Annotated in this window: 11 protein-coding genes; 2 read left to right on the top strand and 9 right to left on the bottom strand. The window is 27.6% G+C overall.

Annotated elements, in window-relative coordinates:
* Positions 1-8: 8 nt before the first annotated feature.
* Positions 9-2,573, bottom strand: coding sequence for a cation-translocating P-type ATPase (locus tag ACA134_RS02550; protein WP_409201056.1), 2,565 nt, complete (start codon positions 2,571-2,573; stop codon positions 9-11).
* Positions 2,569-2,976, bottom strand: a complete 408-nt coding sequence (locus ACA134_RS02555) for a UPF0146 family protein (RefSeq protein WP_409200617.1) — start codon at positions 2,974-2,976, stop codon at positions 2,569-2,571. The genes ACA134_RS02550 and ACA134_RS02555 overlap by 5 nt, the downstream gene beginning before the upstream one ends.
* A 183-nt stretch (positions 2,977-3,159) precedes the next feature.
* Between ACA134_RS02555 and rimI the strand changes: the two genes are divergently transcribed.
* Positions 3,160-3,609, top strand: a complete 450-nt coding sequence (rimI, locus tag ACA134_RS02560) for a ribosomal protein S18-alanine N-acetyltransferase (protein WP_409200618.1) — start codon at positions 3,160-3,162, stop codon at positions 3,607-3,609.
* Here the strand turns inward: rimI and ACA134_RS02565 are convergent.
* The 3 genes from ACA134_RS02565 to ACA134_RS02575 all read right to left on the bottom strand — a co-directional run bounded on the left by ACA134_RS02565 (position 3,587) and on the right by ACA134_RS02575 (position 6,036).
* On the bottom strand, positions 3,587-4,114 hold the full coding sequence (locus tag ACA134_RS02565; RefSeq protein WP_409200619.1) for a zinc-binding protein: 528 nt from the start codon (positions 4,112-4,114) through the stop codon (positions 3,587-3,589). The genes rimI and ACA134_RS02565 overlap by 23 nt on opposite strands.
* Positions 4,115-4,159: 45 nt before the next feature.
* Positions 4,160-4,846 carry an MIP/aquaporin family protein gene (locus ACA134_RS02570; protein ID WP_409200620.1) on the bottom strand — a complete coding sequence of 229 codons (687 nt, stop codon included), beginning with the start codon at positions 4,844-4,846 and terminating at the stop codon, positions 4,160-4,162.
* 80 nt (positions 4,847-4,926) lie between these two features.
* A complete protein-coding gene (locus ACA134_RS02575) occupies positions 4,927-6,036 on the bottom strand; it encodes an adhesin (RefSeq protein WP_409200621.1) in 1,110 nt (369 codons plus the stop codon).
* Between the two features lie 84 nt (positions 6,037-6,120).
* Here ACA134_RS02575 and ACA134_RS02580 point away from each other — a divergent pair, with 84 nt between their 5' ends.
* Positions 6,121-6,672, top strand: a complete 552-nt coding sequence (locus tag ACA134_RS02580; RefSeq protein WP_409200622.1) for a sugar O-acetyltransferase — start codon at positions 6,121-6,123, stop codon at positions 6,670-6,672.
* Between the two features lie 624 nt (positions 6,673-7,296).
* Here ACA134_RS02580 and ACA134_RS02585 read toward each other — a convergent pair.
* From ACA134_RS02585 to ACA134_RS02600, 4 genes are all read right to left on the bottom strand, one after another.
* Positions 7,297-8,082, bottom strand: coding sequence for a hypothetical protein (locus ACA134_RS02585; protein WP_409200623.1), 786 nt, complete (start codon positions 8,080-8,082; stop codon positions 7,297-7,299).
* A 71-nt stretch (positions 8,083-8,153) separates the two neighbouring features.
* Positions 8,154-10,154: a hypothetical protein gene (locus tag ACA134_RS02590; protein ID WP_409200624.1), complete on the bottom strand. Its 2,001-nt coding sequence runs from the start codon at positions 10,152-10,154 to the stop codon at positions 8,154-8,156.
* A gap of 2 nt (positions 10,155-10,156) precedes the next feature.
* Positions 10,157-12,853, bottom strand: coding sequence for a hypothetical protein (locus ACA134_RS02595; protein WP_409200625.1), 2,697 nt, complete (start codon positions 12,851-12,853; stop codon positions 10,157-10,159).
* Positions 12,854-12,867: 14 nt separating this feature from the next.
* Positions 12,868-13,158, bottom strand: a complete 291-nt coding sequence (locus tag ACA134_RS02600) for a hypothetical protein (RefSeq protein WP_409200626.1) — start codon at positions 13,156-13,158, stop codon at positions 12,868-12,870.
* Positions 13,159-13,298 lie beyond the last annotated feature (140 nt).

Below are 13,298 nucleotides of genomic sequence, written 5' to 3' on the forward strand. Positions count from 1 at the left end.
ATATCTTTTTAAGAGTTTGGTAATAACTTATTCATAATTTTATCTGATACAATAATTGTCAAAGATATTAATATAATTATTATCCAATCAATTAATCCAATAGCTGTTGTTCTAAATATATCTTGCAGGAAAGGAAGATATATAACAAGTAATTGTAATAAAAATGATGCGATAATAGCTATTGCAAAGAATTTATTTTTTACTTTAGATTTAGCTCTATTATTAAATGCATTAATTAATTGATACATTACAAATAATGTAAATGCAACTGTCATTGCTCTTCTTGGTGCTTCTTTTGGATTAAAATCTCCTACAACTGATAGTTCATAATAAAATACAGCTAATGTACCAATTGCCATAACAAGTCCTGCAACAAATATTTTAGCTAAAATTCCTTTATTTAAAATATCTCCCTTTTCAGGTGCTCTATTCATAATATTTTCTTCAGGTCCTTCCATTCCAAGTGATTGAGCAGGTGGCCCATCCATTATAATGTTAATCCATAAAATTTGTATTGGATTAAATGGTATTGGTAATCCTGCAACAGATGCTCCTACAATTGTTAAAATAGCTCCTACATTTGTTGATACTTGGAATTTAACAAACCTTTTAATGTTATCAAATATTTTTCTTCCTTCTTCAATAGCTTTGATTATTGTTGCAAAGTTATCATCTTGTATAATCATGTCTGCAGATTCTTTTGCAACATCTGTTCCACTACCCATAGCTACTCCAATAGATGCCTTCTTAAGTGCAGGTGCATCATTTACACCATCACCTGTCATTGAAACAATATTACCTTCACTTTGTAAAGTTTGCACAATTCTCATTTTTTGCTCAGGATAAACTCTTGCATAAATTTGCACATCATTACAAATTTTCAAATATTCTTCTTCTGATAACTTTTCAAGTTCTTCTCCTGTTAGGACTTTTCCATCTGTTAATATTCCAATTTCCTTACCGATTGCAGCTGCAGTTTCTTGATGATCACCTGTAATCATTATAACTTTTATGCCTGCCTTTTTACAATCTTCAACAGCAACTTTTGCTTCCATTCTTGGAGGATCTATCATTCCTACCATTCCAACAAAAGTCAAATTTTTTTCTGCATCTTCAGCTTTTAAATCATCAATATTTGTATGTTCGTCTAATTCTTTATATCCAAGACCTATTACTCTTAAAGCAGAATTAGTCATTTTATTAATTTCTTTTTTAATTTCACTAGTGTTTGCATCTGTTTTATTTTCTATATTTCCATTATTATCAATATTATCACTTAAATCAAGAATAATTTCAGGTGCTCCTTTACTAAAAACATACAATTTATTATTTTTAAGAGATCTATGTACTGTAGTCATTCTTTTTCTTGTACTATCTAATGTGAACTCTTTAAGACGCGGAAATTCTTTTTCTAAATCAGATTTAATATAATTATTATCTTCACCAAATGCCATAATGGCTACATCTGTAGGATCTCCAATTTCTTTACCATCTTTTATTGTTGAGTTAACACATAATCCACAAACTTCTAAAGCTTTATCTTTATTTAACAAGTAATCTTCTCTAACAGACATCTTGTTTTTAGTTAAAGTTCCTGTTTTATCTGTACAAACAACAGTACATGAACCTAGTGTTTCAACAGCAAGTAATTTTCTAACAACTGCTTTAGATTTAGCCATTTCTTGCATACCTAAAGCTAATGTTAAAGTTAAAACTGCTGGAAGTCCTTCTGGAACTGCTGCAACAGCTAAAGATACTGCTGTCATAAATGTTTCAACAAGTGGTATTCCTCTTGAATATTCAATAATAAATACAGCTACACAAACAATTACAGCTATTAAACCTAAAGTTTTTCCAAGGGAATTGATCTTCTCTTGCAATGGGGTTTGCTTATCTTCACCTTGAATCATTTCAGCTATTTTTCCAATAGCTGTATTCATACCAGTTGCAAATACTACTCCAACTGCACGACCTGATACAACAGCTGAATCCATATATGCTATATTTGCCTTTGCCTTCTCAGATGGATTATTTTCCACAAGTTCATCTAAACTAAGATCCTCATATTTTGTATACTTACTAACAGGACGTGATTCACCAGTTAAACCAGATTCATCAATTCTTAATTCATTAACTTCAATTAAAAGTAAATCAGCAGGAACTTTATCTCCTTCTTCAATAGTTACTATATCTCCAATAGTTAACTCTTGACCTGTAATTTTAAGAAGTTCTTTATCTCTTTTTACAACTGATTCCGTTGAAACTAAACTTTTAAGTTTTTCCATAGCTTTTTCTGCTCGATATTCTTGAACAAAACCTACAATTGCATTAACCATTACAACTATTAGTATTACAATTGCATCTATCATATCTCCAACAAAATAAGCAGCAATAGCTGCAATTATTAAAAGAATTATTAAAATATCTGTAAATTGCATTAAAAAAGCAACAACAGGACTTTTTTTCTTTTCTTCTTCTAATTCATTTAAGCCATATTTTGCCTGCCTGGTTTCTACTTCATTACTTGTTAATCCATCAGTTGAAGTATTATATTTAGCTAGTATTTCTTTAATCGTTGTCATTTGTATCCCCATAAATATAGAAAATAGATTTTTTATAATTTTTAAGAATCATTTTTTTATTTTTTATATTAATATCTTCATTAAATAAAGGTTTAATTATTAAAATAGAATTAGTTTTATCTCTAAGATCCATTAAACTTTGGTGTAGTTCTGAAGGAGGTCTAATTGAATAGATAATATCAATATTTTTATATAAGTCTAAATTGGGATTAGTAATATCATCTTTTATTATTGATTCGTTTGAAGGTAATATATCAGTTTTAATTATATTAATATTTGATTTATTTTTTAAATAATCATAGGTTCCTTCAAATTTACCTATACCTATTTCAGCTATTTTAATTGGAGTTTTATCTTTTAAATTTAATATATATTCTCCTAAATCTTCCCACATTTAATAGCTCCTTTCTTATATTTTTGTATTTAATTATATTTAAGATTATTTTTTTCCTTATTTTTTGAAATAATTTCACTTTTAAATCATTTTTATCTTATTAAACTAAACTTTATTTATTTTTTAATTTTTTAAAAACAAAAGATTAATAAATTTTAAAATCAATATTATTAATAGAGTTTAATGATTATTAGAGAATTTAATCCAAATGATTTAAAAAGAATTATTGAAATAGAAAACATGTCTTTTGAAGAATCATATGGAAGTAATATGTTTAGGAAACTATATGATATAGGAACTGGTTTTCTAGTTGCTGAATGTGATGGCCTTGTTGTAGGATATATAATTTTCTGGATTAAACAGGAAGGTTTAGGTCACGTAATTTCATTAGCAGTTGATAAAAATTATAGAAAGAAAAAAGTAGCTAGTTCTTTACTTAGAAAAGCTATTACAATATTTAAATCAATGCATATTGATAAAATTACTTTAGAAGTAAATGTAAATAATAAATCAGCTATTGATTTTTATAAAAAATTTAATTTTATAATAGATAGAGAAGTTCCTAACTATTATAATAATAAAGATGCTGCACTAGTAATGCATTTTATTTTTAAAAACTACCAAAAAGAGTAGATAAGTTTTCATTTGATGAATTCATAAAAGTAAAATCATTTAAATTTAAATTATTAAAATCACCATTTATATACATAAGTAAAATGATTATTATATAAAACATTAAAATAGCTAATTGAAGTGCACCATGTCTTTTAAGAGTAGGATTTTTACGTGTAATTAAATATATTGCTATAATAAAACCTATAATTCCACCTAGAAGAGAAAATATATATCCTAAAATTATTAATACTTCTTGCCTTTTAGTAATACTTGTACTTTCAACTTTTTTATTTAAATCTTCTTTTGGAATTTGTATAAAAATATTATTTTCATTATTTAAAATTAAAGGAGCTCCACATTTAACACATCTTGTAGCATTTGGAACATTTCTAAAACCACAATTAACACATATGTTTTCTAATGGTTCGTTTTTTTCATCACCAAATTCTGCACCACATTTAACACAAAATCCGAACTGATCATCAGTACTTGCTCCACATTTTAAACATCTTCTAAAAGCCATTAAATCATCTTCATTTTTAAAATAAAATTAAAGTGTAGGTTAAATTTAAGCTTCTACACTTTCAGGATATAAATATTTATAAATAAATGCAGCTATTGTTCCACCAACTGCAGGGCCTATAATAAATACCCATAATTGGTTTAATGCTTGGCCGCCCATAAATAATGCAGGTGCTAAACTACGTGCAGGATTTACAGATGTACCAGTTAAAGGAATTCCCATAATATGTACAAATGCTAAAGTTAATCCAATAACAATTCCAGCTACAACACCAGTTTTTGAATCTCTTGTAACTCCAAGTACTGTAAATACAAATACAAAGGTTAAAATGATTTCAACAACTAATGCTCCCCACATATTAAGACCAACACTTGATGCTGCTCCAAATCCATTTTGGCCAAGACCAGTTGCAAGGAATCCTCCAAGATTTGAAGAATTAATCATAAATGCAAGTAATCCAATTCCAATAATTGCACCAATACATTGAGCTATTACATAAAATACAAAATCTTTACTGTCTATTCTTTTAGTAATCCACATACCTAATGATACTGCAGGATTAATATGACAACCTGAAACATCTCCAATTATATAAGCCATTGCAACGATTGATAAACCAAATGCCATAGCTATTCCTAGATTTCCAAGTATTGAGCCAGCTATTGCTGCACTTCCACATCCAAATAAGACAAGTACCATTGTTCCTATAAGTTCACTAATATATTTTTTCATAAATTAACCTCGAATTATAAGTATTTATATTTATTTATATTATTTATAAAATTTTTGCATAATTTCATCTCTGTTTTTCATTATCTAGCTATTTTTTTAATTATTATAAAGATTACAATTACTATAAAAATTATTATAAATATTGGAATTATGTCAATAATTATAGATTCATTATATTTTTCAAATGAATATTCTCTATCAAAATCCATACTACTTGCATCTGTATGATCTTCTGTTATTTTTGCAAAGTTATAGGTAAGATCATAATAGCTAATAACTGCACCATTATATATAATATAATCTGGAGCTTTCCCTTCTTTATCCATATATTCCTTTACAATTTTAGCCATTTCCATATATTCTCCAATGTTATATGATCCTTTAGCAAATAAAGAATATTTTAAAGGAGAATCAGCTACTTGAAATTCTTTTGGATTATCAATTCCACTACTTCCTAAATAAGTACTAGTTAAATATAATAATTGTTCTGGACTGTATGAATTATATTTTAAACTTGAATCAATTGTCTCACTTTCTAAAAGTTCTTGAGAACTACTAGCCATAACTGAAGGCTTTATTTTATGGTAATTAATTAAACTTGTATCAAGTTCACTAGAAATTTCTGGAGAATTTATTTTAGATATTGTCTCACTAGCTATGTATTTATTTACATCATCATTATTTCCATTTAAAACTCCATTACTACTTGCATCTGGATATTCTTTTAATGGTTGGATTGTTGATATTCCTGCATTATTTAGAAATTTACCAGGATTTTTTATACCTGCAAACATTTCATTTGAATAATTATCATCCCAAGCTCTTCTTAAAGAATTTTCACTATCTATATCAAAATTTCCAGTATTAACATAGATGATTTGTTTATCTGATTTTAATGCATAATTTGCAAGTTCTAAAAAGTTTCCAGCACAAGCTGCTGCAAGAACAATACTTACATCACCACTTGATGTGGTAGCTCTTGTCCCTTCACCAGGTCCTGGAGCATTTTCATCAACATTAACATTTATACTACTATCAATGCTTTCAATATGTTCTTTAATAGAATTTAATATTTCTAAATCGGTATTTGTGTTTATAATATTATCTGAGGTTATAAAGACATTTACAGAATAAATTGGACTTATAACTAATAATATCATTAAGAAGATAATAGGAATAATTTTTCTCATAGTTATTCTTTTATAAATTATATTTAATTAATTTTTGTAAAATTATTTATGAAATAAAAATATTAGTTATAATAAGTTGATAATATGACTAATAAAAATGGTAAAATTTTTTATAATTCAAAAACTGATGAAAATTTACTTTTAAAAATAAGTAAAACAAAAGAAATTTGTTTTAAATATAATAATCTTAGCTATGATGATTTTGATAATAAAAAAGAAATTATAAAAAATTTATTTAATAAAACTGGTGAGAATTTTAATATTGAACCTGTTTTTTGGTGTGATATTGGATCTAATATTTCAATTGGTGAAAATTTCTTTATGAATCATAATTGTGTAATTTTAGATACAGCTCCTGTTGAATTTGGTGATAATGTTTTTATTGGTCCAAATTGTGGTTTTTATACAGCTGAACATATGTTAAATCCTACTGAGAGAAATGAAGGTTTAGAATATTCTCAAAATATTAAAATTGGGAATAATGTTTGGATTGGTGGTTCTTCTACTATATTATCTGGTGTAACTATTGGTGATAATTCTGTTATTGGTGCTGGTAGCGTTGTAACTCAAGATATTCCTTCAAATGTTATTGGTGTAGGTAATCCTTGTAAAGTTATAAAAAATATTCCTAAATAAATATTTTTTTACTAAAATAAAACAACTCCTGTACAGGTTAAACAATAAATATCATCTGGATCTTTTTTACCTCCACAAATAGGACATTTTGTTTCATCTTTTTCATTATTGTTTTTATTTTCCATATTAATAATTTATTTTTTATATTTAATTAATTTTTTTAATAATTCATTTTTTATATTTTAATCTTAATTTTTATTTTAAGGAATAATATTTATTTATTTTATTTTATAACAGTTATAATAAAATATTTTTTAATTTCAAATAATTTAAGCCATTTAAATCTAAAAATATAAATATCTAATTAAAAAATTTAATTATTGAGGGTAATGGTATCTTCTAATATTTTGTAGGATTTATGGTGTTCTTTCAATTATAAATTATATTATGTTATTTTATATAAAATAGTATGATAAGGTGTTCTGTTCCTTATCATCAAATCACATTGTAGGTATAAAAATTAATTATGTAAAAATAAAGTTAAATTGTTAGTGGAATAGTTTTTTTATGATAAACATAAAATTTTACTTTTGAAAAACCAACAACATATAAACAAGCAACAACTATTCCACTAAATAAATATGTTATATGTTATGTATATTTAAAGTTTATTTCAAAATTTAATTATTGATATAAATCATTAAAAATCCAAGCAGGATTATATCCTACGAGTGCATACTTTGATTCGCACCAATTACTCCTTATTCCATTTCCAGAAAGTACACTTGCACCATCACGGTAAATCCATGTTCCTTCTGTATTTACAGGGTGTCTGAGTCTTAATCGGACATGACCTTTATTTGGGTTTTTACTACAATATACATGGACAAATTGTGCTTCATATCCTAATTCAATAGCTATACGATAAAGTATTTGTGATACATCAGTACAATTTACTCCTTGCTTATTTCTTATACGATTAATAGTTGTTTGAGTATTATAACTACTGTTATAGTAGTAAGCATATCCTCTTCCTTGTATTAATCTTAATGCTCCATCAATTGTATTATCAAAGTTTCCAAGTGCATTTTTAAAAGCAGTTGTTACTGTACCATTGTTTTGACTTGTATTATTCTCTTTTTTCAAGTATACAATAGCTGGACTTTTACCATTAAGTACTTCATAAGCACTTACACGGTTTGCCATATCCACAAAAGTATTAGTGTAATATTTAACACCATTTGTTCCTGTAACATATAATGGAAGGAATGATAAATTTTGATTATCAACAATAGCACATTCAGTATATTCACCTATTAATTCATCAGCAACAAATTCTCCTCTTAGGTATCTTTCTTTAGTAGTTCTTTCTATTGTTCCTCGGTCTGCTACTCTATTAAAATACCCATAAATATTTCTTTTATTAAATTCTTTATTATTTACTACTAACCAACCAGCAATGCGGTTCATTAGCACACAATATTCTTTATAACTTATATATTCACTCATAATTTAATTCTTTCTTTTATCTACTCCTATTTTTAGCCTATTATAACCTTTGACACTCTAATTTTACCATTAATTTCATAATTATTAATTTTATTCCTATTAAACTTGTAAGTAACATCATATAGTCCTTCAGCAAGATTCATTTTAATATACGCATAACCGTTTTCATCAGTTTTTCTTTCATAAGATTTTCCATTTAATATGATTTCCATTTCAAGATTAGGCATAAGTTTAGTCCCATTTATTCTCGCAGGAATTTTAGCTTCATCTCCTTGTAAAACAACTATTTCATTTAAAGATGATTCTTGTAAAGTTGTTTTATATAAACTAAACATATAATTAATGCCTGTTGAAGCATTAACATTATTACCAGTAAAAGTACAACCAACATTTATTATACGGGGAGTGGTTCCATTATTATCAACAGCATCTAAATTTAATCTTTTCATGGCTACCCCCTCACTATCTGTTTGAATAACATAATTTACTCCATTAATACTCATAGTGACAGGAGTATTTTTTAATGAATTACCACTACTATCGTCTAATCTAAATTTAATATAATCTCCACTAACTAAATTATTAGGATTAGTAGTTACATTTATAAATGAAGAATTTCTTAATGGAGGAGTTATTACATATATTATTGTACAATAAACACGATAAGAAGTGAGGTTAGCGTCCATAAATTGGATTTTCCCATTACTATTAACTCGAACTCTACCTCCTTCTAAATTCACACCATAAATATGTCTAACTGGTGCTGTACCAGAAGGTACTGAAGTATTGTTCCCTAAATCTACCCATGTACCTGGAGATGCTGTTCCAGTCCATCCATCTATTAAACAAATTATTAAAGGACCTATTTGTTGAATATAAATATTTCCTGTTCCTCCTGATGTATTAGCTATTGTTGTTATATCTACATTTGATTGTAAGAATTGGTTTTTATTTAATCCTCCAAGAAAATCAACATTAATTCCATTAAGATTATTAATAGTATCAACTAATTGTGATTTGTTAATATTATCAAATACAAAATCTTCTCCATCTTCTGAATGTGTAGCCCATAATCTTGGAGATTCAAAACTTGACCATATTCCATTTTCATTTTTAGTTCTTTTACTAACATATTCAAAAGGATATTCACTACTAATTCCTGATTGTTCATTAGTCCAACCTGCAGGTACACATTGACTACGATTATCAGAGTAAGGGCAAACAGGAGTTGTTGGAGTTTTTAATTCACTACTTCTTTTGAAAATAAACTCTATACCTTCACCATCAACACCATTAAGTCCATCAGAACCTTTATTTGATTTACTCCAACTAAAAACTTTAATAATATCATCAGTATCTGTAGTAAAACTAAAATTAATAACTCCCTGACTGACCCCTCCTAAAGTAGCACCATTAGTTACTCTTAAATGAATGCCTCCTGGATTACTAACAGTACAAGCAGTAATACTCGTAACACTCATACCACTAGGTAAATTAGTATAATTAGAAACATTTGAATTAATAAGATTAGTGCCTTTAAACACATAAAAAGGAATAGTGATATTTTGAGTTTCACTAATCAATCCACGATTATCAGCAGACAAAGTGTGTGCCTCATTACCTAAAACCACTGTGTATCCTGCTTCTAATTCATCAGCATTAATTATAGCTACACTTTGACTATCTAACACATATCCATCATCAGTTAGTTGTTCACATTTAACATATCTTGTATTGGTAGATTCAGGAACATATGTAACACCTGTTTTTTCTTCAACAGATTTAACTAAATTATAATTCATTCCATCCGCGGATTCATAAACATTTAAAGTAGCAGGATATAAAGCAATTAATTTACTTTGTATTTTATAACTGTTGAAAGTAATACTAGCTGGACTAAAAACATCATCTGAATAAGTGATTATAGGGACATTGCTTGTTATACTATATACGCTTGATTCATCTAAGCGGTTTACTGTCTTAGATAATTCATCTACATCTTTTCTTAATCCATAATCTGTATTATTAACCATTATTATTGCTCCCATTCAAATATTTCACTACTTGTAGTGTATGAAGCACTTGAGCTGAATACAGTATTTTCTATCTTTGTTTCTTCTCTCATTTGCTCCATTTGTTTTTTCACTTTAAATTCTTTACTCATTTCACCTAATCCTAATTGTGTTCTTAGTTTAGGTGTCCTACTACGACTATAACTATAATTTACACTTTGAACATCTTTTATATCGCTTAAAACTTTATTATCAAGTACACATTTAACAAGGTCACCTATTTCTACATCAGGAACTCCTGGGGTGGTTATAGTATAACTAAACATCATTTCATTACTATAATTTGTTGCTTTTCTTGCATTGAAATATGCTTGTCTGTCTTCTATAATCTCTGATGATGTTTCTAATGTTGTTAATTCACCATAATTAAGTACTGATATTGCTTTTTTACTATTTACAAAATGATATTTTTCTCCTTCCCCTACTCTTGTTTTATATACACATACGCTATTATTATATAATGTACTGATTGGAGTATAACTAATATTACTAATATTGATTATGTTATTATTGTTTCCTTCTTTCAAAGTTAGAACAGGATTTAATTGATTATTAATTTGGAAATTTATAACATCATCTTTACGATGTTTAGCATAAGTTATATCAACCAAATAACCAGTACTAGTCACTAATGTATCAATCATATTATTAACTGTTTTACCACATGAAGACAAGTTAGTAGGATTAATTATTGTACCATCACGAAAACCAAAACCATAAAAATCCATTTTACAACTACTATTATCAATATTATTTTCACTTGATTCATATAATGCTTTTTCAGAGTCTTCAGAAGGATTTGTTACAAGTTTCACTTGATGTAAATAAAAATCAGTTTCTTCAACAGTTTTACCAGTTAATAACTCCATATATTCTCTTACATTAATCATTCCTTGTTTAACAACATTATTAATAAGTACTGGTTTAATACCATTAAAACTATGAGAATGTGCAGCAACCTTAGTGAAATCAAGTAAAAGGTCTATTTGTCTTCCATGTTTACCAGGTTCATCACTAAATATAATATGAATATAACCTTCCCAGGGTTTAGTCTTATCATAACCATTACTTGTAGTAGTTGTTACTTCAGTAGTAGTAGTTTCAGTAGTAGTTTCTGTTCCACCAATTTTAGTTAATTTACTACGAAAACTTCCATTTAATTCATTACCACATTTAGGACAGAAATCAGCCCCACATTTGCTCCGACTTCCTCCTTCCATACAAGAAACTTCAAAATCATTTGTAGGTTTACCACTATTACTATAACTCACATGGCTTCTAAGACTACCTGTACGACCACACATCGGACATTTATTAAGGAATGTACTTGTTACTCTTGGAGTATAACCACATCGTCCACATAAACCAGCAACATTATTAACAGTAATAGTATTACTTGCAGGAGCTTCACCTACATTTTCAGTAGTTATAGTTTCAACAGATTCTGTTTTAGTAGCAGGGTCACCAAGACCATAAGTTAAATAAAATAAAGGATATTCAGTTATTTTAGGAGGGTCTGCTTGATAATCATTATTATTATAAATTTGTACTGTTTGAGTTAATGTTTGATCTGGATTATTTCTTACAAGTATGAAATGGTCGGCTATTGTAACATTACTATTGTTGTTTATTGGTTTTGTTACTGTTCCTTTATTTCCTAGTGTTACATTAAATCCTTCACTATATGTTTCTCCTGCTACGAGATAATTGTCTCCAATATTTGTGTGGAGTGTTTCTTCATGTGTTTCTGCAAGGTATTGTAGTGCTTCAGGGTGACTGTTAAAGTCTTTAACATTTCCTTCAAAATATTCTGGTGTTTCACTATCTCCTCCTTGTAAAACCATTTCTTCCATAACATATCTTTTCATTCCATCTACAAGGCGGTCTGCACCAGTAATAGTTAAATATTTAGTGTCACCATCTGGTAAAACACTACTAATATAACCTCCGAATAAATGTTTAAGGTCACGGTCATCAGTATTAGCATAAATATTTAATTCTTGACGATAATCAAACACAAAACCTGAAGGACTATTTTCATCAACATAAACAGAATCATATGGTATTTTTAGACTTGCTTCAACAGGATTAGCTTTTTTAGTTTTATTAATATTCCATTCTTCTATAAAACTATCTGCATCAGTTCCTTCAATAGTATAAGTGTATTCATGTATTTTTCTTACAATTACACCAATAAAAATACAATTTACAGGCAACCTATGTCTTATATTATATTGTCCTATAGGTAATTCATAATATGATACTTTTCTTTTACTAAATTCAATATCTCCTTCAAATTGTAATAAGTCATCAATAAATGGTTCGCTTTCACCATCATTGAATATTTGTAACATTCCAGTCATTTCCCTCCCATCTTTATTAATATATAAAACATCTATCCTATATTCACCATGTTCATATACATTGTAAGGAATGTCTATTTCAAATCTTGTTGTTTCATTTAATGATTGATATCCTACCCATGCTTGCCAATCAACTGTTTTAGCATTGTTAGTAGTGAATAATTGGTTTCCTATCCATGAATCAACTGTGTATTCATGGTCGTAACTTATTATTTCTACTTTTGTGTATTCTTCAGGTCTAACCACTTTTTTTTGGTGTGCTGAATATCCACGGTCTATATGTTTTCTTAAACCCATAACTTTGCTTTAATTTACCTCACTAATTCGATTGTTTGGTCTTTCATGTTCATGTATTCTAATCCTATGTTTTCATGATAATCAGGTTCAAGGTCATTATCTAAATGAGGAGCTAATACAGTACATTTACTTTTTAACAAGTTTTTAGTTGTTAATTTATCATAGTTAGGTCTTATGATTTGTAAATTACCTTTTAATCCATTAAAATGATAAAGTGTATAAAAGTTATTAATGAAACCTACATTGGTTTCTCCTACTTCATCATGAGGTTTTTTATAAGGTACTGTTTCTCCTTCATTTAGCATTAGTTCGCTAAAATATAATGGATTGTCTTTATGCAGTCCTTCACCTCTTAGGATTATTTGATAGTATCTTATATTGTCTAATTTATCTATATTGTTGAAGGTGTAACTTATACTATTAGTTACTGGTGTTATAATAAAAG

The organism is Methanobrevibacter sp. DSM 116169 (assembly GCF_046197865.1).
In the GTDB taxonomy this organism is placed as follows: domain Archaea; phylum Methanobacteriota; class Methanobacteria; order Methanobacteriales; family Methanobacteriaceae; genus JAHKLT01.

Excerpts from the sequence above, each read along its gene's own strand:
- ACA134_RS02555 (WP_409200617.1), bottom strand. The coding sequence starts at position 2,976 with ATGTGGGAAGATTTAGGAGAATATATATTAAATTTAAAAGATAAAACT.
- rimI (WP_409200618.1), top strand. The coding sequence starts at position 3,160 with ATGATTATTAGAGAATTTAATCCAAATGATTTAAAAAGAATTATTGAA.
- ACA134_RS02565 (WP_409200619.1), bottom strand. The coding sequence starts at position 4,114 with ATGGCTTTTAGAAGATGTTTAAAATGTGGAGCAAGTACTGATGATCAG.
- ACA134_RS02570 (WP_409200620.1), bottom strand. The coding sequence starts at position 4,846 with ATGAAAAAATATATTAGTGAACTTATAGGAACAATGGTACTTGTCTTA.
- ACA134_RS02575 (WP_409200621.1), bottom strand. The coding sequence starts at position 6,036 with ATGAGAAAAATTATTCCTATTATCTTCTTAATGATATTATTAGTTATA.
- ACA134_RS02580 (WP_409200622.1), top strand. The coding sequence starts at position 6,121 with ATGACTAATAAAAATGGTAAAATTTTTTATAATTCAAAAACTGATGAA.
- ACA134_RS02585 (WP_409200623.1), bottom strand. The coding sequence starts at position 8,082 with ATGAACCGCATTGCTGGTTGGTTAGTAGTAAATAATAAAGAATTTAAT.
- ACA134_RS02590 (WP_409200624.1), bottom strand. The coding sequence starts at position 10,154 with ATGGTTAATAATACAGATTATGGATTAAGAAAAGATGTAGATGAATTA.
- ACA134_RS02595 (WP_409200625.1), bottom strand. The coding sequence starts at position 12,853 with ATGGGTTTAAGAAAACATATAGACCGTGGATATTCAGCACACCAAAAA.
- ACA134_RS02600 (WP_409200626.1), bottom strand. The coding sequence starts at position 13,158 with ATGCTAAATGAAGGAGAAACAGTACCTTATAAAAAACCTCATGATGAA.